The sequence below is a fragment of the Acutalibacter caecimuris genome, from assembly GCF_034335085.1.
Lineage (GTDB): Bacteria > Bacillota > Clostridia > Oscillospirales > Acutalibacteraceae > Acutalibacter > Acutalibacter caecimuris.
This window is the reverse complement of the sequence record NZ_JAWXXJ010000021.1, coordinates 1-22055: the sequence shown is the minus strand read 5'-3', so window position 1 is coordinate 22055 and position 22055 is coordinate 1. Positions and strand designations below refer to the sequence as shown.

Annotated in this window: 19 protein-coding genes; 11 read left to right on the top strand and 8 right to left on the bottom strand. The window is 60.2% G+C overall.

From position 1 onward, the window contains the following. Nucleotides 1-64 precede the first annotated feature (64 nt). Complete coding sequence (locus U8U01_RS12440; protein ID WP_322174647.1) at nucleotides 65-790, top strand: IMP cyclohydrolase; 726 nt, start codon at nucleotides 65-67, stop codon at nucleotides 788-790. Nucleotides 791-1017: 227 nt separating this feature from the next. Here the strand turns inward: U8U01_RS12440 and U8U01_RS12435 are convergent, their stop codons facing one another. Then, complete coding sequence (locus U8U01_RS12435) at nucleotides 1018-1263, bottom strand: hypothetical protein (RefSeq protein ID WP_322174709.1); 246 nt, start codon at nucleotides 1261-1263, stop codon at nucleotides 1018-1020. Here U8U01_RS12435 and U8U01_RS12430 point away from each other — a divergent pair. From U8U01_RS12430 to U8U01_RS12410, 5 genes are all read left to right on the top strand, one after another. Beyond that, on the top strand, nucleotides 1199-2374 hold the full coding sequence (locus U8U01_RS12430) for a phosphoribosylaminoimidazolecarboxamide formyltransferase (RefSeq protein WP_322174646.1): 1176 nt from the start codon (nucleotides 1199-1201) through the stop codon (nucleotides 2372-2374). The genes U8U01_RS12435 and U8U01_RS12430 overlap by 65 nt on opposite strands. A 4-nt stretch (nucleotides 2375-2378) precedes the next feature. After that, entirely contained in the window at nucleotides 2379-3071 is a 693-nt protein-coding gene (locus U8U01_RS12425) for an HAD family hydrolase (protein ID WP_322174644.1), read from the top strand. A 69-nt stretch (nucleotides 3072-3140) separates the two neighbouring features. Then, nucleotides 3141-4406, top strand: coding sequence for a phosphoribosylamine--glycine ligase (purD, locus tag U8U01_RS12420; protein WP_322174642.1), 1266 nt, complete (start codon nucleotides 3141-3143; stop codon nucleotides 4404-4406). A gap of 42 nt (nucleotides 4407-4448) precedes the next feature. Beyond that, the gene (locus U8U01_RS12415; RefSeq protein WP_322174640.1) at nucleotides 4449-5735 is read left to right on the top strand and encodes a Gfo/Idh/MocA family protein; all 1287 of its coding nucleotides are present in this window, start codon (nucleotides 4449-4451) and stop codon (nucleotides 5733-5735) included. Between the two features lie 163 nt (nucleotides 5736-5898). Then, complete coding sequence (locus U8U01_RS12410) at nucleotides 5899-6345, top strand: hypothetical protein (protein ID WP_322174638.1); 447 nt, start codon at nucleotides 5899-5901, stop codon at nucleotides 6343-6345. An 84-nt stretch (nucleotides 6346-6429) separates the two neighbouring features. Here U8U01_RS12410 and U8U01_RS12405 read toward each other — a convergent pair whose 3' ends face one another. Together U8U01_RS12405 and U8U01_RS12400 are read right to left on the bottom strand one after the other, a co-directional pair. Then, nucleotides 6430-7368 (bottom strand): SPFH domain-containing protein, encoded by a 939-nt coding sequence (locus tag U8U01_RS12405; protein ID WP_322174706.1) that lies wholly within the window; start codon nucleotides 7366-7368, stop codon nucleotides 6430-6432. Nucleotides 7369-7382: 14 nt separating this feature from the next. Further along, nucleotides 7383-7838 carry an NfeD family protein gene (locus tag U8U01_RS12400; RefSeq protein WP_322174636.1) on the bottom strand — a complete coding sequence of 152 codons (456 nt, stop codon included), beginning with the start codon at nucleotides 7836-7838 and terminating at the stop codon, nucleotides 7383-7385. A gap of 53 nt (nucleotides 7839-7891) precedes the next feature. On the opposite strand from U8U01_RS12400, the gene U8U01_RS12395 reads away from it, so the two are divergent. The 5 genes from U8U01_RS12395 to mgtE all read left to right on the top strand — a co-directional run bounded on the left by U8U01_RS12395 (nucleotide 7892) and on the right by mgtE (nucleotide 13540). After that, complete coding sequence (locus U8U01_RS12395) at nucleotides 7892-8185, top strand: hypothetical protein (protein WP_322174635.1); 294 nt, start codon at nucleotides 7892-7894, stop codon at nucleotides 8183-8185. Then, nucleotides 8169-9227: a DnaD domain protein gene (locus U8U01_RS12390; protein ID WP_322174633.1), complete on the top strand. Its 1059-nt coding sequence runs from the start codon at nucleotides 8169-8171 to the stop codon at nucleotides 9225-9227. Before U8U01_RS12395 ends, U8U01_RS12390 begins: the two co-directional genes overlap by 17 nt. A 17-nt stretch (nucleotides 9228-9244) precedes the next feature. Next, the gene (locus tag U8U01_RS12385; protein ID WP_322174631.1) at nucleotides 9245-10210 is read left to right on the top strand and encodes an ATP-binding protein; all 966 of its coding nucleotides are present in this window, start codon (nucleotides 9245-9247) and stop codon (nucleotides 10208-10210) included. A 128-nt stretch (nucleotides 10211-10338) separates the two neighbouring features. After that, nucleotides 10339-11394 carry a Gfo/Idh/MocA family protein gene (locus U8U01_RS12380; protein ID WP_322174629.1) on the top strand — a complete coding sequence of 352 codons (1056 nt, stop codon included), beginning with the start codon at nucleotides 10339-10341 and terminating at the stop codon, nucleotides 11392-11394. A gap of 787 nt (nucleotides 11395-12181) precedes the next feature. Then, nucleotides 12182-13540, top strand: coding sequence for a magnesium transporter (mgtE, locus tag U8U01_RS12375; protein WP_322174627.1), 1359 nt, complete (start codon nucleotides 12182-12184; stop codon nucleotides 13538-13540). A 131-nt stretch (nucleotides 13541-13671) separates the two neighbouring features. On the opposite strand, the gene U8U01_RS12370 is transcribed toward mgtE, so the two are convergent. From U8U01_RS12370 to glgB, 5 genes are all read right to left on the bottom strand, one after another. Continuing rightward, the gene (locus tag U8U01_RS12370; protein ID WP_322174626.1) at nucleotides 13672-15078 is read right to left on the bottom strand and encodes an aminopeptidase; all 1407 of its coding nucleotides are present in this window, start codon (nucleotides 15076-15078) and stop codon (nucleotides 13672-13674) included. Between the two features lie 149 nt (nucleotides 15079-15227). After that, a complete protein-coding gene (gene glgA / locus U8U01_RS12365; RefSeq protein WP_322174624.1) occupies nucleotides 15228-16655 on the bottom strand; it encodes a glycogen synthase GlgA in 1428 nt (475 codons plus the stop codon). A gap of 73 nt (nucleotides 16656-16728) precedes the next feature. Beyond that, nucleotides 16729-17844, bottom strand: a complete 1116-nt coding sequence (gene glgD / locus U8U01_RS12360) for a glucose-1-phosphate adenylyltransferase subunit GlgD (protein ID WP_322174622.1) — start codon at nucleotides 17842-17844, stop codon at nucleotides 16729-16731. A gap of 56 nt (nucleotides 17845-17900) precedes the next feature. After that, nucleotides 17901-19115 carry a glucose-1-phosphate adenylyltransferase gene (locus U8U01_RS12355; protein WP_322174621.1) on the bottom strand — a complete coding sequence of 405 codons (1215 nt, stop codon included), beginning with the start codon at nucleotides 19113-19115 and terminating at the stop codon, nucleotides 17901-17903. Nucleotides 19116-19540: 425 nt separating this feature from the next. Beyond that, complete coding sequence (glgB, locus tag U8U01_RS12350) at nucleotides 19541-21574, bottom strand: 1,4-alpha-glucan branching protein GlgB (protein ID WP_322174619.1); 2034 nt, start codon at nucleotides 21572-21574, stop codon at nucleotides 19541-19543. Nucleotides 21575-22055: the final 481 nt, after the last annotated feature.

Sequence of the window (22055 nt, the reverse complement as noted above, 5' to 3'; positions counted from 1 at the left end):
CCATAGGGCGGTTCCGCCTGGATGCCCCCATCCAAAGGCCCCTATCATGAAAGGAGTTGCCAGCATGAAAGCCATCAGCATTTTTGAGGATTTGAAAGGGAACAGCTACCCCGGCCGGGGCATTGTCATCGGCCTGGGCGAGGACGGCAAAACCGCCGTTACCGCCTATTTTATCATGGGGCGCAGCGTCAACAGCCGCAACCGGGTATTTGTGGCCGAAGGGGACAATATGCGCACCCAGGCCCATGACCCCGCCCTGCTCACCGACCCCTCCCTGGTCATCTACTACCCGGTACGCCACTTCCCCGGCGGGATGATCGTCACCAACGGCGACCAGACCGACACCATCGCCGAATACATCGCCGCCCACCCGGATTGCCCCCTGTCCGGGGCCTTTATGCAGGCCCTGCTTACCCGCACCTTCGAGCCCGACCCGCCCCTGTATACCCCCCGCGTTTCCGGCGTTATAGACTTGAAAAACGGCGGAGCCTACTGGCTCTCCATCCTAAAGTCCACCGCCGGCGACCCCGCCGCGGCCCAGCGGCAGTTCTTCAGCTACCAGCCCCTGCCGGGCCTTGGGCACTTCATCCACACCTACCGGTGCGACGGCGACCCCGTGCCCTCCTTCCAAGGCGAGCCCAAGCCCGTGGCCATCACCGGCGATATCGGCAGCTTTACCACCGCCCTCTGGGACAGCCTGAACCCCGACAACAAAGTGTCCCTCTTCGTGCGCTATATCGACCTGGCCTCCGGCCAAAGCGATACCCGCATCGTCAACAAGAACCAGTAAGTCGGCCTTTTCGGCCTTCCCGGTCGTCCTGCCGCTGTGGGGCCTCCGGCGGCCGGGGCTTTGCCCCGGACCCCACTTAAGAAACTTTCTGTAGAAAGTTTCTTAAGGATCTTCAAAGACTTTTACAGGGGCCGGGCAAATGTTTTCTCCCGTTTTAGCCCGGTTTATCCCCGTTTTCGCTTGGATTTTTATTTTTTCTTATATTTTTCTATTATTTTTTCTATTTTTCATTTCGTCTTTATTTCGTTTTTCATTTTTTGTTTTTTCACTCTCTTTTCCTTTTTTCTCTTCTTTTTGTTTTCCTCTTCTTTTGCCCTTTTGCCTTTTATTCTTTTTTCTGATTTCCCTCGCCCTTCCCTGTTCCCCGCTTTTCTTCTTTCCTTTAATTTAATGAAAGGTCGTGCGTTTATGGCTAGCGAGATTTCCCTGAAGTATGGCTGCAACCCCAACCAAAAACCCTCCCGCATCTTCATGAAGGAGGGCCAGCTACCCGTGCAGGTGCTCAACGGCAAGCCGGGCTATATCAATTTTTTGGATGCCTTCAACAGTTGGCAACTGGTGCGGGAGTTAAAAGCCGCCACCGGCCTGCCCGCGGCAGCCTCTTTTAAGCACGTAAGCCCGGCGGGCGCGGCGGTGTACGTGCCCCTTTCCGACACCCTCAAAAAAATCTATTTTGTGGATGACCTGGAGCTCTCCCCCATTGCCAGCGCCTACGCCGCTGCCCGGGGCGCGGACCGTATGTCCTCCTATGGCGACTGGGCCGCCCTCTCCGACGTGTGCGACAAGGAAACCGCCACCCTGCTGGCTCGGGAGGTTTCCGACGGCATCATCGCCCCCGGCTACACCGAAGAGGCCCTGGCCATCCTCAAAACCAAGCGTAAAGGCAACTACAACGTGGTGCAGGTCGACGAAACCTACGTGCCCGCCCCCATCGAGCACAAGGACGTGTTCGGCATCACCTTCGAGCAGGGCCGCAACGAGCTGAAAATCGACGAGTCCCTTTTAAACGACCTGCCCACCGCCAACAAAACCCTGAGCCCGGAGGCTAAACGGGACCTGGTCGTTTCCCTGATCACCCTGAAGTACACCCAGTCCAACTCCGTGTGCTACGTGAAAAACGGCCAGGCCATCGGCGTAGGCGCGGGCCAGCAAAGCCGTGTCCACTGCACCCGCCTGGCAGGCAATAAGGCCGATAACTGGTACCTCCGCCAGTCCCCCCAGGTGCTGGGGCTGCCCTTTAAGCCGGACATCCGCCGGCCGGACCGGGACAACACCATCGATGTGTATATCTCCGATGACTACATGGACGTACTGGCCGACGGCCAGTGGGAGAACTTCTTCACCGTAAAGCCGCAGCCCTTTACCCGCGAGCAGCGCCGGGCCTGGCTGGACGGTATGTCCGGCGTGGCCCTGGGCTCCGACGCCTTCTTCCCCTTTGGGGACAATATCGAGCGGGCCCACAAGTCCGGCGTGGCGTTCATCGCCCAGCCCGGCGGCTCCATCCGGGACGACAACGTGATCGAGGCCTGCGATAAATACGGCATCGCCATGGCCTTTACCGGCATCCGGCTGTTCCACCACTAAGCCCATGCGCCGGGCTATTTTCTGGGACTTCGACGGCACCCTGACCACCGGCGAGCCCACCTGGCGGTTCTGTCTGGTCCGGGCCCTGGGGCCTTTGGCAGAGCGGTACGGCGTCACCGAGGAGGCCTTGCGGCCCTTCCTTCGTACCGGTTTCCCCTGGCACCCGGACGGCGACAGCAGCCTTACCGGGGAGCGGTTCTGGCAGGCGCTGTATAGCCGGTTTTCGGCCGCCCTTATAGGTTGCGGGGTCCCCGGACCGGCTGCCGGCACCGCCGCCCGCCGGGTGCGGGAAATCGTGCAGGACAAAACGCTGTACCATGTGCGCCCGGATGCCGCCGCTACCCTGGCCGTCTGCGCCTATCAGGGCTGGAAAAACTACATCCTCACCAATAATTTCCCCGAATGGGAAAGCCTGTTTGGCCGGCTGGGCCTGCGGCAGTTTTTCTCCGGGATTGTGGTTTCCGGGGTGGTCGGCGCCAGCAAGCCGGAGGAAAAAATCTTCCGTATCGCAGAGCGGGTGGCCAACTTCCCCTCCCTCATCTGGATGGTCGGCGACAACCCCCAGGCCGACATAGCCGGGGGCCTGGCCGCCGGCTGGCACACCGCCCACCTCTCCCGGCCCGGCGCCCCCCGCTCCGGGGCCGAAGTCACGGTAAGCAGCCTGACAGAGCTGCTGCGGTATCTCCCCAGGACATAGGGAGAAGGCATATTCGGTATATTCACCATATTCACCATATTCAACCATATAGAAAGGACTGTGTTCGCTATGAAAATATTGGTTGTCGGCAGCGGCGGCCGGGAGCACGCCATTGTCCGCAAACTGCGGGAAAGCCCTCTGGTCGAGGCCGTTTTCTGCGCGCCGGGCAACGGCGGCATTGCCCAGGACGCGGTTTGCTGCCCTGTGGGCGCAATGGACAAGGAAGGTATGCTGGCCCTTGCCCGTGAAAAGGCCGTGGACCTGGTGTTCGTGGCCCCGGACGACCCCCTGGGCGCGGGCATGGTAGATTACCTGGAGGCCGGCGGGTTCCTCTGCTACGGCCCCAACCGCCTGGCCGCCCAAATCGAAAGCAGCAAGGTTTTCTCCAAAAACCTGATGAAACAGTACGGCATCCCCACCGCGGGCTACGCGGTGTTTGACGATCCCGCCGCCGCGCTGGCCCACATCAAAGCCCAAAACCAGTACCCCGCCGTGATCAAGGCCGACGGCCTGGCCGTAGGGAAGGGCGTATTCATCGCCCAAAACCAGCAGGAGGCCGCCGGCGCCCTGCACAGCCTGATGGAGGACAAAGTTTTCGGCGATTCCGGCAGCCGGGTGGTGGTGGAGGAATTCCTCACCGGCCCGGAGGTCACGGTACTGGCCTTTACCGACGGCAACGTCCTGTGCCCCATGGTGTCCTCCATGGACCACAAGCGGGCCTTCGACGGCAACCGGGGCCCCAACACCGGGGGCATGGGCACCATTGCCCCCAGCCCCCTCTACACCCCGGAAATCGCCGCCCAGTGCATGGACTCCATCTTCCTCCCCACCATGCGGGCCATGAACGCCGAGGGCCGCCCCTTTAAGGGCTGCCTGTATTTTGGGCTCATGCTCACCCCCCAGGGCCCCAAGGTCATTGAGTACAACAGCCGTTTCGGCGACCCGGAGGCCCAGGTGGTGCTCCCCCTGCTGGAAACAGACTTTGCCGAGATCGTACTTGCCACCGCAAAAGGCACCCTGGGCGATGTAGATATCCGCTGGTCCGGCGATGCCTGCGCCTGCGTCATCCTGGCCAGCGGCGGCTACCCCGGCAGCTATGAAAAGGGCAAAGAGATCGCCGGGCTGGACGCCCACGGCCAGGCGGCGGGCGTCACCGTGTACCACGCGGGCACCGGCTGGGAAGAGGGCCGTTTCCGCACCAACGGGGGCCGGGTGCTAGGCGTCACCGCCAAAGCCCCCACGCTGGCCGCCGCCCTGGAAAAATCCTATGCCGCCATAGAGAAAATCTCCTTCGAAGGCAGCTTTTACCGCAAAGACATCGGGCAGATCCGGTAATCCCCCGGCTTGCCCCCTATTTTATGAAAGCAGGTAATCACTATGAAAGCACCCATTACTTTTGCCATCGCGGGCTTTGGCGACCGGGGCAGCACCTATGCCTCCATGCAGTCGCTGTTCCCCGGGCGCATGAAGATCGTCGCCGTAGCGGACCTGAACCCCGGCAAGGTAGAAAAGGCCAAAGCCCTCTATGATATCCCCGCGGAAAACTGCTTTGCCAGTGCCGAGGAGATGCTCCGGCAGCCCCGCCTGGCCGATGTGATGATCGTTTCCACCATGGACCGCCAGCACGTAGGCCATGCCCTGCCCGCTTTAGAGCAGGGCTACCATGTGCTCATGGAAAAGCCCATCTCCCCGGACCTGGGCAAGTGCCGGGAGATCCTGGCAGCCTCGGCGGCCCACCCAAACCAGTATGTCATCCTCTGCCACGTGCTGCGGTACACCCTGTTCTACAATACCCTCAAAGATCTGCTGGACAGCGGCAAAATCGGCGATGTTGTCAGCATCTGCGCCAACGAGAACGTGGGCTACTGGCACCAGGCCCACAGCTTTGTCCGGGGCAACTGGCGCAACGCGGATCAGACCAGCCCCATGATCCTGCAAAAATCCTGCCACGATATGGACATCCTCACTTGGCTGATGGGCAAAAAGTGCAAGGCCGTGTCCTCGGTGGGCGGCATCCATCTGTTTAAGGAGGAGATGGCCCCCGCGGGCTCCACCCCCTACTGCCTAGGGGGCTGCCAGGCCAAAGAAGGCTGCATTTTTGACGCGGAGAAAATCTACCTCACCAGCGAAAAGACCGGCCTGCTCAACGGCAGCAGTTGGATCAGCTCCGTGCTCAGCGTCGAGAACACCCCTGAATCCACCCGCAAGGCCCTGGAGCAAGGCCAGTACGGCCGCTGCGTGTTCCGCTGCGACAACAACGTGGTCGACCACCAGCAGACCAACCTGCTCATGGAGGACGGCAGCACTGTCAGCTTTACCATGTGCGCCTTTACCGAGGACTGCTACCGCTACTTCAAGGCCATGGGCACCAAAGGGGAAATCGAGGCGGACATGAAGTCCAACACCATCCGGGTGCGGTTGTTCGGCCAAGGGGAAGAAACCATCGACCTGAAAACCCTCTCCGGCGACCTCAAGGGCCACGGCGGTGGCGACAGCGGCATCATCTCCGACTTCCTGGATATGCTCCTCGACGGCGCCGCCCCCACCCAGCGCACCACCACCCTGCAAAACTCCATGGAGAGCCACTACATCGCCCTGGCCGCCGAGGAATCCCGCTTGGCCGGCGGCCGCCTGGTCGACCTGGCCGGTTTCCGGGCTCGGTAACGCCCCTTTTGGGCCTGCAAGCCCCCTTACGGTCGCCTCCGGCGGCCTGCAAGCCTCCTTACGGTCGCCTCCGGCGGCCAAAGAAACTTTTTTGTAAAAAAGTTTCTCTGGACTCTTCAAAAAACTTGATCCCGTCTCCTGCCGCGCTCTGGCTTTTTCGCCTGTGCTCGACCGCCCGGCTGGGCACGCCCTTTGCCTTTACTGCATCCTGCCCTTTGGCCGGATGCAGTATTTCTTTTTTTCTTTTTATCTTTTTATCTTTTTATCTTTTTTCTTTTTATTTTTCTCTGCCATTTGTTCGGGGGATTGCCTACAAAACCGAACTCGCTGCCCATTTATCCTTCAACATCCGTTTCCTGCGGAAAATCCTTCTCATCCGGCAGCTTTTCCCCTGCATTTGGGGGCAGCATTTTTCCTACTTTTGGGGCGCTTTTTTGTAAAACCGAAACCGCCGCCCTTTTGCCCTTTAGCGGCCATTTTCCGCGTGCAACCTCCTACCCGGCAGCTTTTCTCCCCACACTTGGCCGCCTATGCCCAAACTTCCTTCCCCTATGTTTGGGGCAAGCCCACAGAGTTCCCCATTTTCCGCTTGCTTTGTTTACGTTTATAATGTTCCGAGGGTGCTTTTGCCCACAAAAAGCGGGCCCCCTGCCGGAGGGCCCGCCCGCGTTATTCCGTTTTTGTCCTGTCCCCTTTACTGCTTGGGCGATTCCGCAAACAGTTCCTTTACCGAGGCCGCCATACCGGCCAGCCCCTGGATGTTCGAGGGCACAATAATCTTGGTTGCCCGGCCGTCCGCCGCGGCCTGGAAAGCCTCCAGGCTCTTCAGCGCGATCACCTGTTCGCTGGGGTGGGCCTCGTTCATCAGCTTAATGGCGTCCGCCATTGCCCGCTGCACCGAGAGGATCGCCTCCGCCTCACCCTGGGCCTCCCGAATCTTGGTTTCCTTCACAGCCTCGGCCCGCAGCACGGCAGATTCCTTCTCGCCCTCAGCAATCAAAATCGCGCTGCGTTTTTCGCCCTCGGCGTCCAGTATCTTGGCCCGGCGCTCCCGCTCGGCCTTCATCTGTTTCTCCATCGAGTCCTGTATCTCCCTGGGCGGGATGATATTCTTCAGTTCCACCCGGTTCACCTTGATGCCCCATGCGTCCGTGGCCTCGTCCAAAATCACCCGTATTTTAGAGTTGATCACGTCGCGGGAGGTCAGGGTGTGGTCCAGTTCCATATCGCCAATAATGTTCCGCAGGGTGGTGGCAGAGAGGTTCTCAATAGCCGAAATCGGGTTCTCCACCCCATAGGCATACAGCTTGGGGTCGGTAATCTGGAAATACACCACCGTGTCGATCTGCATGGTCACATTGTCCTTGGTAATCACCGGCTGGGGCGGAAAGTCGATCACCTGCTCCTTCAAACTCACCTTTTTGGCAATGCGGTCAATAAACGGGATCTTCAGGTGCAGCCCGGTACCCCAAGCCGCGTGGAAAGCCCCCAGCCGCTCTAACACATAGGCATGGGCCTGCGGCACCACCTTAATGTTAGAAATAATCACCGCCAGCACAAAGATGACCAGCACAACCACCACAACCGCGCCCCCAAACGCAGCCAGGCCCGCTCCCTCAGAAAACAACAGCATACTTAAAGCATTCATCATGACAGTTCTCCTTTCAGCTTTTCAGCGGGCGATACGATCAGTTTCACGCCCTCAATGCGTACCACGGTCACCGTTTCTTCCGGTGCAATCACCCGGTCCGGGCTGGCCGAGCGGGCAGCCCAACTGTTGCCCATCACCTCTACCCGGCCCTGGCCCAGCAGGTTGTTCACCTCCTGGGTCACCACCGCCTCCGCGCCCAAAACCCGGTCCGCGTTGGTAGAGGTAGACCCCTTCTGCAAGCGCCGTGCCAGGGGCCTGGTCAGCGCCAATGCCAGCACCGAGCCCCCTAAAAACAGCAGCAACTGCAACCACAGGGCCCCACCCGCCAGGCTTGCCAGCAGGGCCAGCACGCTCCCCGGCACAAACCAGATCGACACCAGCGCGGGCACGGCGGCCTCCACAATGGCAGCCGTAATGGCCACCCCCAGCCAGATAAAGTCCATAATCTCCATACTCCCAGCCTCCCTTTCACGCCTTCGCGGGATATATTCCTATTGTACCTTATATGCGAAAAAAAAGCAAGAGAAAACCTCATTTTATTCCCTATGCCAAATCCCCCACAAAAACAGAAAAAGAAGAAGAGAATGAGAAGGAGAAGGCGAAGAAGAAAAAAACAAAAAAGCGCCCTTCCGCAAAAGTTTTGTCCACTTTTTCAAAAGTGGCGGGGTTTGGGGCAGCGCCCCAAGGTCTTAAGCCACCCTCCAGGCGCGAAAGCCCCTTGACCGCCCCCGCCCCCAAGTGCTATAATGACCCTAATAGCGACAAAAAAGGAGCTGCCAAGCATGACTTACCGACTTGATGTGGGCCTGTGGAACCAGGTTTTCGCCGTGCCCTGCGCGCTGGTGGACCGCCACCTGAAACTGGCCGGCAAAGAACAACTGCAAGCCATCCTCTGGGTGCTGCGCAATCCGGGCCAGCCCTTTTCCGTAGAGGCCCTGGCCGCCGCCCTGGGTATGTCCGCCGGGCAGGCCGCCGAGGCTCTGGAGTACTGGTGCGACCGGGGCCTGCTCTGTGCCGCCGGGGAGCTGCTCAGCCCCGTGCCCCAGCCGGAGGCTGCCCCGGCACGGCCGGCCATCCCGGCGCCCCCCCAGCCTCCCCAGCCCGTCCCCCCGGCAGAGCCCCAGCCCGCCACGGCCCCCCCGGCGGCCCCTGCCCCAGAACCCTCCGCCCTCCCCCCCAAAAAGCGCCTGATCCGGCCGGACGGCCAGCATCTTGCCGCCCGGTTGGCCGAGTCCGCGGCCGTGCGTTTCCTCCTGCAAGAGGCCGAAACCACTTTGGGCAAAACCCTCTCCCCGGCCATGTCCGCCGAACTGCTGGCCATCACCGACGACTACGGCCTCCCCCCGGAGGTCACGGTGATGCTCCTGCAATACGCTGCCGGCGTGGGCCGCACCGGCACCAGCTATATCGATTCCGTGGCCCGTGACTGGGCCGAAAGCGGCATTTTTTCCGTTGAGGCCGCCGAGGCCAAGCTACAGGCCCTTACCCGCGAGCGCCAGGCCTGGGCAAAGGTCACTGCCGCCGCCGGGCTGGACCGCCGGGCCCCCAGCAAATCCGAAGGGGAGCGGGCCCTGCGCTGGGTGTGGGAGTGGAAGTTCAGCGACGAAATGCTGGCCGCCGCCTACGACGCCTGCGCCGAGCACGCGGGTAAATTCAGCGCCGCTTACATGGACAAGGTACTGGCCCGCTGGCACAGCCAGGGTATCCGCACCCCCGCCGAGGCCCGGCAGGAGAAAGAGCGCCGCCAGGCGGCCCAGGACGCCGGGGCCACAGCCGGCAAAAGCTATGACATCGACGAGCTCTCCCGCCTGAGCAGCCTCAATGTGGTCGATGATCTCTAACCAAGGAGGATCTGGACATGGGCTATGATAAAAAAGTTGCCACCGCCGCCCGGGCCGAGCTGACACGCCGCAAGCAGGACGCCGAAAGCCTGGCCGCCGCCAACCTGCAAGATTTCTTCCTCCGCTGCCCCCAGGCCGCCGCCCTCAAGCAGCAGATGGCCCAAAACGGCGTGGCGGCCGCCCGGGCCGTCCTGGCCGGCGGCGACGTCCGCGCCGCGCTGGAAAAGCTGAAGGCCCAGGGCCTGTCCCTCAACCGGCAGTACGAGGAACTGCTCCGCCAAAACGGGCTCTCCCGGCAGGATGTCACCCCCCAGTACACCTGCCCACTCTGCCAGGACACCGGCTTTGTAGACGGCAAAATGTGCCAGTGCTACCGGCTGCTGCGCAAGCAGGCCGCCTACCGCCAGCTTAGCGACGGGCTCCCCCTGGCCGCCAGCACCTTCCAAAGCTTTTCCCTAGCCTACTACCAGGGCAACCCCCAGGCTTACCAGCAGATGCAGGCCGTGCTGCAAACCTGCCAAAGCTATGCCAGCCGGTTCCGGCCCCATTCCTCCAGCCTGCTGTTCTGGGGGGGCACGGGCCTGGGCAAAACCCACCTGTCCCTGGCCATTGCCAACACCGCCCTGGATAAGGGCTTTGGGGTGGTCTACGGCTCGGTGCAGGGTTTCACCTCCGCCTTTGAGAAAGAGCGTTTCGACCGGGATGATTCCAACACCGCCGACGCCCTCAAGGGCTGCGACCTGCTGATTTTGGATGACCTGGGCGCCGAGGGGGCCACCAACTACCTAAACGCCGTACTCTACGACGTGGTCAACTGCCGGATGCTGGCCAGCCGCCCCACCATTATCAGCACCAACCTGAACCTCCGGGCGCTGGAAAGCCGCTACGGCCAGCGGTTCACCTCACGGGTTTTCGGCTCCTACAGCCTGCTGGAGTTCATGGGGCAGGACGTCCGCCAGCAAAAGCGGGAGGGCCGCCGCTAAGCGCCGCCGTCACCCCTGGGCAAAAAATCCCCGCCCCGCCCTTGCTTCCTTTTCCTTCCCATGGTATAATGATTCTAGCAGTTTTGACCCTGTCTTTTTATACATATTTATTTATTTTGGAGGTTTTTATGGGTAAAATCGTAAACGTCGCTGTCGTCGGGTACGGCGGCATGGGCGGCTGGCACACCCGCCGCCTGCAAGAGATCCCGGAAGTCCACCTGCAAGGGGTCTATGATATCCTCCCCGCGCGCAACCAGGCCGCCGAAGAGGCCGGCATCCACGCCTATGCCTCGTATGAGGAGCTGCTGGCCGACCCCGCCGTAGACGTGGTCACGGTCGCCATACCCAACGACGCCCACCGGGACGTGTGCATCCAGGCCATGGAGGCCGGCAAGCTGGCCATCAGCGAAAAGCCCGTCACCATGTCCACCGCCGTGCTGGAGGAGATGATCGCCGCCAGCCAGCGCACCGGCTCGGTGTTCACCGTGCACCAGAACCGCCGCTGGGACGAAGATTTCCTGGTGGCCAAGCAGATCGTCCAGTCCGGCCAACTGGGCCGGGTGTTCGCCGTCCAAAGCCGGGTCCACGGCAGCCGGGGCATTCCGGGGGATTGGCGCAACACCAAAGAGCACGGCGGCGGCATGGTGCTGGACTGGGGCGTGCACCTGCTGGACCAGATGAACATGATGATGGGCCGTATGCCCGAAACCGTCTACGCCACCCTGTCCAATGTGACCAATGAGGAGGTAGACGACGGCTTTACCGCCACCTTCACCTTCCCGGACGAGAACGGCGGCATCGTGTTTACCGTCGAGGTGGGTACCAGCAACTTTATCAACCTGCCCCGCTGGTATATCGAGGGCCTCAACGGCACCGCCGTTATCGAGGACTTCCACGTAAACGGCAAAATCGTGGTGGCCACCAGCGACGAAAAGCACGACGCGGTGCCCATCGTCACCGCCGCGGGCCTCACCAAAACCATGGCCCCCCGTACCGATGACACCATCAAAGAACTCCCCCTCCCCCGCATCGATACGGACATCAAAGACTATTACCGCAACATCGCCCAGGTGGTCAACGGCGAGGCCCAGCAGATCGTCACCCACGACCAGCAGCGCCAGCTTATGCGCCTGATGGAGGCCATCTTCCGCTCCGCCGAAACCAACCAGGTCGTCCGTTTCTAAGCCCCGCCCAAAGCCCTGCCCTCCCGGCAAGGCTTTTCCTTTTTTAGGCCGGCCGCTTAAGGCCGCGAGGCCCTGCATGGCTTTTCCTTTTTAGGCCGGCCGCCCAAGGCCGCGAGGCCCTGCCTCGCGCTCCGCCAACTTTTGTAAAAGTTGGACCAAAACTTTTCCTCCCGCGCCCTCCAACCTCCCTCTCTCCCCACCCCTTTCCCCCGCGCCCGCCCGGCAGAAGTTTTGCGTTTTTTTCTTTTTTAATCCCCCAACCCCCGCATAAATAAAAAAATTTTCCTCCCCTTCCCAAAAGCCTCCCCTAAGCCACAACACTCCAAAGTCACCACCCAAACAACAAAAAAGCGAAACATAAAAGTTTTGTCCACTTTTTCAAAAGTGGTGGGGATTCCCAAGGGGCAACGCCCAAGAGTTGGCACAGCCAACTCTGCGCCGCCGGAGGCAACACCCCAGAGAGGGCACAGCCAACTCTTCGGCCGCCGGAGGCAAAGCCCAATTCTTGGCAACAGTTTCGGCTTGACAATTAGGCCAAAACGCGATACCATAGGGAGGGGGCAGCGTCCCCAATAAATCCACAAATTGTGAGGTGAGCAAGTGTGAGCGTTCCACGAAGTAGCGACAGCGCCGAACCGCAAGAACCGCTTACCCGGCTCGCCTGCCGTCATATCTCCATGGCGCCCTGGCCATAGCCGGGCCGCGTGTTCTGGTAGCCCCACCGGTTTGCGCTGTGTACTTCTCCGGGCGCCTATGCCCGGCCCCCAAAGCAAAGGAGGTACACAAAATGGAAAACCAAATCGCCGCCCAAACCCTCCCCCGGCTCAACGCCCTGCTGGAGGAACGGAAATACCCCCAGGCCGGGGCCCTGCTCAAGGGCCTCAACCCTGCCGATGCCGCCGCCCTGCTGGAAGAGCTCTCCGGGCAAAAAATGCCCGTTGTATTCCGCCTCTTCCCCAAAGAGTTGGCCGCCGGCGCCTTCGCCTATATGTCCGCCGAGGCCCAGGAGTTGCTGGTACAGGGTTTCAGTGACCGGGAGCTGGACGATGTTATGGACCAGCTTTTCCTGGATGACACCGTAGACATGATCGAAGAAATGCCCGCCAATGTGGTCAAAAAAATCCTGCGCCATGTAGACCCGGACACCCGCAAAATGATCAACCAGGTGCTCAACTACCCCAAGGACAGCGCCGGCAGCATCATGACCATGGAGTACGTAGACCTGAAACGCAGCATGACCGTGGAACAGGCTTTCGAGCGCATCCGCCGCACCGGGGTAGAGAAGGAAACCATCTACACCTGCTATGTTACCGACAGCCGCCGCAAGCTGGAGGGCATCGTCACGGTCAAGGACCTGCTCCTGGCGGATAAAGGCCAGGTCATCCGCAACATCATGGAAACCAACATCAAGTTTGTCAACACCCACACCGACCAGGAGGAAGCCGCCCGCCAACTGAGCCGCTACGACTTCCTGGCCCTACCTGTGGTCGATGCCGAAGAGCGCCTGGTCGGCATTGTCACCGTAGACGACGCCATCGACGTCATCCAGGAGGAGGCCACCGAGGACATTGAGAAAATGGCCGCCATCGCCCCCTCCGACCGCCCCTACATGAAAACCGGCGTGTGGGAAACCTGGCGCAACCGGGTGCCCTGGCTGCTGTTTTTGATGATCTCCGCCACCTTCACCAGCGCCATTATCGGCGCCTACCAGGGGGCCCTGGCCGCCAGCATGGTGCTCACCGGGTTCATCCCCATGCTCATGGATACCGGCGGCAACTCCGGCGGGCAAAGTTCCGTCACCATCATCCGGGGCCTCTCCCTGGGGGAGATCCGCTACGCCGACGTGCCCCGTATGCTCCTCAAAGAGAGCGCCGTGGCCCTGCTCAACGGCGGCACCCTGGCCGTGGCCAATTTTGCCAAGCTCATGCTCTTTGACCGGGTGGGCCTCCCGGTAGCGGCCGTTGTCTGCATCACCCTTATGGCCGTGGTGCTGGTGGCCAACCTGGTGGGCAGCAGCCTGCCCGTGCTGGCCAAGCGCCTGGGGTTCGACCCCGCCGTAATGGCCAGCCCCCTGGTCACCACCATTGTAGATGCCGTCGCCCTCACCATCTACTTCAACATCGCCCGCCTGGTGCTGGGCCTCTAACTTCCCCCCAAACAAAAAGGCCGGCCGGACAGGTTTTGTCCGGCCGGCCTTTTTCTTTTTTCCTGCCGGTTTTCCGCCCCACGCCCAAGCGCGGGGCCCTTCAACCGGCCGGCGGGCCCGCCAAACCGGGCTTATTCCGCCTCAAAATAGGCTTTAAAAGCCTGGTACGCGCTAAACAGGTCGATCTTGGAGATCACCTCAAAGGGGGAGTGCATGGACAGCACCGGCACGCCAATGTCGATCACGTCCGCGTTCAGCCGGGCCACGTCATAGGCCACGGTGCCGCCGCCGCCCTGGTCCACCTTGCCCAGTTCGCCAATCTGCCACAGCACGCCCGCGTCGTCCAGCACGCGCCGCACCCAGCCCAAAAACTCGGCAGAGGCGTCGTTGCTGCCGCCCTTGCCCCGGCTGCCGGTGTACTTGGCAATGCCCACGCCCCGGTTCAGGTAGGTGGAGTTCCCCGGCTCATAGGCAGAGATATAGGTGGGGTCCAGCGCCGCCGTCACGTCGGCGGAGAGGCAACTGGACTGGCTCCACACCCGGCGGGGGTTCTGGCCCTCGGCCTCGGCCAAATCCGCCACAAAGTAGTTCATATACTCAGAGGCCAGCCCCGTGTTGCCCACGCTGCCAATCTCCTCCTTGTCCGCCAGCACCACCAAAGAGGTTTTCTCCGGGGCCTCGCAGTCAAACAGGGCCTGCAAAGCGGGGTAAGCGCACACCCGGTCGTCGTGGCCGTAAGCGCCCACCATGCTCCGGTCAAAGCCCACGTCCGCCGCCTTAAAGGCCGGCACAAACTCCAGCTCGGCGGAGATCAAATCCCCCTCCACAATGCCATACTGCTCGTTGAGTATCTTCATCACGTTCAGCTTATACAGTTGCTCGCCCTCTTTGTCCAGGGGCAGGCTGCCCACCAGCACGTTCAAATCCTCGCCGGTAAAGGCCTCGCCCAGCTTTTTCACGCTCTGGTCTTTCCCCAAGTGGGGCAAAATGTCGGTGATGCAGAACTGGGGGTCCCCCTGGTTCTCGCCGATGTTCACCACCACCTCGCTGCCGTCCCGGCGCACGATCTTCCCGTGCAGTGCCAGCGGGATGGCCGCCCACTGGTACTTCTTAATGCCGCCATAGTAGTGGGTTTTCAGCAGGCAGAGTTCGTTGCTCTCGTACAGCGGTATGGGTTTCAGGTCGATCCGCGGGCTGTCAATGTGGGCAGCGGCAATGCGCACGCCCTGGGCCGCGCCCTTTTTCCCAATCACCGCCAGGCACATGGCCTTGCCCCGGTTGTTGTAATACACCTTGTCCCCGGCGCTGTACTTCACGTTGGGGTCAAACGCCTGGAACCCGGCAGCCTTGGCCGCCTGCACGGCCCAGTCCACCGCTTCCCGCTCGGTCTTGGCCCCGTCGATAAAATCCTTGTACCCCTCGGCAAAGTCCATCGCCTTGCCAATATTGGCCGCGCAGGCTTCCCTGGCCGACTTGGCCCGGTCCAGCAGCAGCTTTTCGGCCAGTTCCTTGGCCATGGTGCTTTTATTCTCTTCCATTTTTTCAACCTCTTTTCTGAATATGGTCGGTCCCTCTCTTGCAAAATGCTACGCCCATTATACTCCCCACCCGTCCAAAAGTCAAGGTCAATCCCCCGCGCCAAAAACCGCCGGCCCCCCTAGGGAGGCCGGCGGTTTTTGGCAAACGGTCAGTTCTCCATAATCTGCTTATACAGCTTAATATACTCCCCGGCAGATTTCCCCCAACTGTTGTCGCAGCCCATGGCCCGGTCCACCAGCATCCCCCATCCCTCTTTGTCAGAGTTATAGGCGTAAATGGCCCGGTGCAGGCTGTGCAGCATATCCCCGGTATTGTAGGTCATAAAGGTAAAGCCATTGCCCACCCCGTCGCCGCTGTCGGTGATGGAATCCTTCAGCCCGCCGGTTTCCCGTATCACCGGGATGGTACCGTACCGCAGGGCGATCATCTGGGAAAGCCCGCAGGGCTCCGACTTGCTGGGCATCAGGAAGATATCCGCCCCCGCGTAGATCTTCCGGGACAGCTCCGGCACAAAGCCCAGGCACAGCACAAACCGGCCGGGATACTTCTCCTGCATCCACTTAAAGTAGTTCTCATACTCCAAATCGCCGCTGCCCAAAATTACAATCTGCGCGTTGGAGTACTCCATCACATTGTCCACGCCTTCTTTCACCAGGTCCAGCCCCTTGTGGGACACCAGCCTGGTCACCATGCCCACCACCGGCACGTCCGGGTCCACCTCAATGCACAGGCGCTCCTGCAATTTCTGCTTGTTCACCGCCTTGTTGGCCTTGTCGGCCCGGCTGTAGTTGGCAAACAGGCTGGGGTCCTTCTCCGGGTCATAGTTCACCGTGTCAATGCCGTTCAATATGCCAGAAAGCTTCCACGACCGCTCCCGCAGGATGGGGTCCAGCTTGTGGGAGAACCAGGGGTCCAAAATCTCCTGGGCGTAGGTGGGGCTTACGGTAGACACCCAGTTGGCGCACTCAATGGCGCCCTTCATCAGGTTCACGTCCCGGTTAAACTCCAGCAGTTGGCTCTCATAAGCCGGTATGCCGAACACATCCTCCAAAATATCCTTCCCATACTGGCCCTGGTACTGGATATTGTGGATGGTGAACAGGGTCTTAATGCCCGCATACCACTCGTTGTTGGCGTAGAACAGCCGGTAGTACACCGGCACCAGCGCGGTCTGCCAGTCGTTGGCGTGAATCACGTCCGGCTTGTAGTCAATGTAGGGCAGCATCTCCAAAATCGCCCGTGAGAAGAACGCAAACCGCTCCGCGTCGTCAAAGTGGCCGTACAGCCTGCCCCGCTTAAAGTAATACTGGTTGTCAATCAGGTAATAGGTCACGCTGCCTATTTTCGCCTCAAAAATGCCGCAGTACTGCCGCCGCCACGCCACCGGCACGCTGATGCTGGTGATAAACTTCATCTTGTCCCGCAACTCCTGGGACACATTGTCGTACAGCGGCACCACCACCCGGCAGCCCACCATACGGGCCCGCAGGGCCTGGGGCAGCGAGCCCGCTACATCCGCAAGGCCACCGGTGGCCGAAAAGGGCAATGCTTCACTGGCACAGTATAAAATCTTCATGGTAGAATTTCCTTTCTACTATATTCTGCCTGAACTTGCGATCCCCGCTTACCCCGCCGACTGGGGGGCCGGCTTACACCCGGCTGCCCTTGCCCACGTAAACAGGGTAGCTCTGGTAGCCGGACATGGTGCGGTTCATGTCAAACTCCACATTCTTATCCGCCACCACATAGTCCAGCTTGGTGCCCTCGCCAATCACGCAGTCCTGCATAATCACGCAATTCTTCAGCTTGGCGCCCTTCTTCACCTTCACGCCCCTGAACAGCACGCAGTTCTCCACTTCCCCGTCAATCACGCAGCCGTCCGCCACAATCGAGTTGGTCACCGAAGAGCCCAGCCCGTACTTGGCGGGCATATCGTCCCGCACCTTGGTGTAAATCGGCCGGTCCGCCGGGAATAGTTGGGCCCGCACCTTGGGGTCCATCAGCGCCATGTTGGCGTCAAAATAATCCTTAAAGGAGGTAATGGTGTAGGCGGCGCCGGTATACGCATAGCCGTATACCTTCAGCTCCTTCAGGTTGCGCTGCATCACGTCCCGGTCAAAGTCGTACAGGTTCCGGCTCATGCAGTCGTCCACCAGGTCCATCAGTTTCTGCCGGCGTATAATGCATTTGCCAATGCCGTAGTTGCAGTTGGCGTCGCTGCCCCGTTTCACCAGCATATCCCGCACAAAGCCCTCCGGGTCCACCGTGTACACCACGTTCTTATCCGTGTCCGGCGAGTTCCCGTGCCGGTAGATAATGGTAATATCCGCGTTTTTCTCCGTATGGAACCGGAACACATCCCGGTAGTCGATATTGGACACCGTGTCGCAGTTGGAGAACAGCACGTATTCCTCTTTCGAGTTCTTCAAAAACCGGTGGATGGACGCCAGGCTGGCCACCAGCCCGTCGGTGCGGTCGGTCGCCGCGCCAAAGGGCGGCAGCAGGTACAGCCCCTCCCGCTTGCGCGACAGGTTCCAGGACTTGCCCGAGCCCAGGTGGTCCATCAAAGACTGGTAGTTCTCCTCCGTGATCACCCCCACCTTGTTCACCCCGGAGTTCACCAGGTTCGACAGGGCGAAGTCCACCAGCCGGTACCGCCCGCCATAGGGGATGGAAGCCATCACCCGGTTTTCCGTCAGTTCCCGCACGCGCTCCTCATGCACATAGGCAAACAAAATGCCAATTACGTCGTTGCCCCGCATCATATATAGACCAGCTCCCTTTCATTTGGGTTAATTTTTTCCGTTCCTGCCGTCTGCCCTCAGTTCTTCTGTGCCTCTTCGGCGTCCAGCATCTCTTTCGGGGCCACCGTGCCGCCGGCGGGCACCTTGCAGTTGGGGCCCACCACGGCCACGCCCCACTCGTCCTTGTTCTCCACGTTTTCGGGGCGTTGGCCCACCGTGGCCCCGGCGCCCACCACGGCGTTCTCGGCCACAATGGCATACTGCACCCTGGCGCCCTCCTCAATGCGCGCGCCGGGCATGATGATAGAAGAGTGCACCTCCGCCCCAGGGGCCACATACACCCCCGCAAACAGGATGGAGAACTCCAGGTCGCCGTACACATTGCAGCCCTCCGCCACGGTAGAGTTCTGCACATGGGCGCCCTTGGCAATGTAATGGGGCGGCATTACCGGGTTGCGGCTGTAAATGCGCCAGTCCGGGTCGCTCAGGTCCAGGGGGATATTGGGGTCCAGCAGGTCCATATTGGCCTCCCACAGGCTGTCAATGGTCCCCACGTCCTTCCAGTAGCCCTCAAAGCGGTAAGCAAACATCCGCTCCCCGGCGTTCAGCATGGCGGGCAGCACGTTCTTGCCAAAGTCGTTGGAGCTCTTGGGGTCCTCCTCGTCCGCCAGCAGGAACTTCCGCAGTTTCTCCCAACTGAACACATAGATGCCCATGTTGGCCAGGTCGCTCTTGGGTTTCTTGGGTTTCTCGTCAAACTCGTAGATAGAGCCGTCCTCGTTGGTGTTCAGTATGCCAAACCGGCTGGCCTCGGCCATGGGCACCTGCTGCACGGCAATGGTCACGGCGGCGTCCTTCTCCTTGTGGAAGGCGATCATCTCCGCATAGTCCATCTTGTAGATATGGTCGCCGGAAAGCACCACCACATATTCCGGGTTATACCGCTCAATAAAAGGTATGTTCTGGGTGATGGCATTGGCCGTCCCCTTGTACCAGTCCGATTTCTTGCTCTTCTGGTAGGGGGGCAGCACGTGCACGCCCGCGTCCATGCTGTCCAGGTCCCAGGGCTGGCCGGAACCGATGTATTCGTTCAGCTCCAGCGGCTGGTACTGGGTCAGCACGCCCACTGTCTCAATGCCGGAATTCACACAGTTGGAAAGGGGAAAGTCAATAATACGGTACTTGCCGCCAAAGGGCACGGCAGGCTTTGCTAAGTTCTTGGTCAGCACGCCCAGGCGGCTGCCCTGGCCCCCCGCAAGCAGCATGGCTACTACTTCTTGTTTGGGTAACATATTTCGTCCTCCTGAATTTGGATTTTTAACTCTATCACAAAGCCGCCGCTCCCACGGGGCCTTTGTACCTATCTCCGCCGCGCACCCCTCTTAACCGGGCCCTTCTGGCGGGTGTGTCCAAAATAAATCGTGCAAAAGCAAGCCACCGGCCAACAAATCGTAAAAGTTTCGTCGTCTCACCTGCCGGTTCGCCCGGCTCGTGACGGCCGCTCTACCTTGGCTGCGCCAAGTAGCCGGTGCCCCTCGCTCTTTTCAAACGGGCAAACAATAAAAGTTTCGTCCACCTTTTCAAAGGTGGTGGGGTTCTTAGGGGGCGACAATCGCCGGTGGCGATTTCCCGTCGCCGACCGAGGCGGCAGCCGAGAATCAACGCCCCAGAGTTGGCTACGCCAACTCTCCGCCGCCGGAGGCAAGGTGGCGGGTTTTCAGCTCGCCCTTACCGCCTTGCCGGCGCCCTCCTTTTTTGAGTCTATCACCTTGGGCGGCCCAAGCTTTTTGGCCTTGGCGGGTTTCTCCTTTTTGGCGGGTTTTTCCTCCCGGTGCACGCACTCCAAAAAGAACACCGTGTTCCCCGGCAGGGTCAGCTCCACGCACTGCTCGCAGCCGTGCATAGGCTCGTCAATGGTTTTCACCGCCTTGCCGTTGGTCACGCCGCCGCCCCCAAAGGCCTTGTCGTCAGAGGTAAACACCTCCGCCCAGGTGCCCCAGTAGGGTATGCCGATCTTATAATTCTCCCGCTGCACGGGCACAAAATTGCACACGCACACCAGTTCCTTGCCCTCCAAAGACTTCCGCCGGAAAGCGATCACACTCTGGGTGTAGTCGTCGTTGCTGATCCACTCAAAGCCGCCCCAGTCAAAGTCGATCTCCCACAGGGCCGGGTGCTCCAGGTAGAAGTGGTTCACCGCCTTAAAGAAGTCCTGGGCGTCCTTGTGCTCCTGGTACTGTAGCAGCCCCCATTCCAGTTCCTTTTCAAAGTTCCACTCGTTTTTCTGGGCGAACTCCGTGCCCATAAACTGCAACTTTTTCCCCGGGTGCCCCATCATATAGGCCACAAAGGCCCGCATCTGGTCGGCCTTCATCTTATCGTCACCGGGCATCTTGTTGATGAGCGACCCCTTCCCGTACACCACCTCGTCGTGGGAGATGGGCAAAATAAAGTTCTCGGAAAACGCGTAGAAGAAGGAGAAGGTCAAGCTGTTGTGGTTCCCGCTGCGGAACAGCGGGTCCATGGACATATACCGCAGCATATCGTTCATCCAGCCCATATTCCACTTGTAGTTGAACCCCAACCCGCCCATAAAGGTGGGCTTTGTCACCATAGGCCAAGCCGTGCTCTCCTCGGCGATCATCATCGGGTCCTGCACCTCGGCAAAGGCGGCCTCGTTCAATGCCTGCAAAAAGGCCACCGCCTCCAGGTTCTCCTTGCCCCCGTCCTTGTTGGGTATCCATTCCCCGTCCTGCCGGTTATAGTCCAGGTACAGCATACTGGCCACCGCGTCCACCCGCAGGCCGTCCACATGGTACTCCTTCAGCCAAAACACCGCGCTGGAGATCAAAAAGCTCATAACCTCCGGCCTGCCGTAGTCAAACACCAGGGTGCCCCATTCTTTATGTTCGCCCTTGCGGGGGTCCTCATACTCATAGCAGGGGGTGCCGTCAAACCGGGCCAGCCCGGCCGCGTCCTTGGGGAAGTGCGCGGGCACCCAGTCCATAATCACCCCGATCCCCGCCTGATGGCACCGGTCCACAAAGCGCATCAAATCCTCCGGCTGTCCGTAGCGGGAGGTCGGCGCGAAGTACCCCATCACCTGGTACCCCCAAGAGCCGTCATAGGGGTACTCGGTCAGCGGCATAAACTCGATGTGGGTAAAGCCCATCTCTTTCACATACGGGATCAATTCATCCCCCAGCTTATCGTAAGAGAACACGCTCCCGTCCGCGTACTTGCGCCAGGAACCGGCGTGCACCTCATATATATTCACCGGCTGGTTGTAATGCTTAAGGCTCTCCTTTTTTTTCTGCCACTGGGCGTCGGCCCACTGGTAGCCCTCTATCTCGTACCACCGCGAGGCAGTCCCCGGCCGGGTTTCGGTATGCCGGGCAAAGGGGTCGGCCTTGTAGGTGTCCTCGCCCCCGGCGGTCTTAATGTAGAACTTGTACATCTCAAAGGGGGCAAACACAAAGTCCGTATAGCCCTCCCACACGCTGTCGTCCACTTTTTTCAGCGGATACTTGGCGCTGTCCCAGTTGCAAAAGTTCCCCACCAGGGACACCGCCCTGGCATGGGGTGCCCACACCCTGGCCACCATACATTCCTTGCCCTTATGGGTAACCTTGTGCACCCCCATATATTCGTACAGGCGGCGGTTCTTCCCGCTGTGGAACAAAAACAGCGGCACTTGCGCCGGATCCTGCCTGGCGCTGTCTGCGGATTTATCCGCGGGTTTCGTCATCATAGCTGCGACCACTTTCCTTTCTCTGATAGGGCCCTGCCCGCCGTCAAACCCTGGCCGGCCGCCCTATGCTGGTCATTACAGTTCTGTCCTTATTATCATACCATACTTTAAAAAAATTTCAAGTCTTTTTTGGTTATTTACTTGAAAGATTTCATAAAAAAAACTGCAAACTTTGTAGACCATAACAGGCCCGGCCGATTTTCTCTGTGTATTTCGCCAGTTCCTCCCATCTCCCTGCCACTGAGCCTCCCTCCCCTACCTCCGGCGGCTCAGGGGGCTTTTTGCAAAAAGCCCCCTAAGAACCCCCAAAACCTTCCCCTCCCCGCCCTCCCCGCAGACTCCCCCCTCCTTCTCCTTAACCTGCCTCCCCTGCCTCCGGCGGCTCAGGGGGCTTTTTGCAAAAAGCCCCCTAAGAACCCCCAAAACTCCCCTGTCCCCGCCCTCCCCGCAGACCTCCCCTTCCTTCTCCTTAACCTCCCTC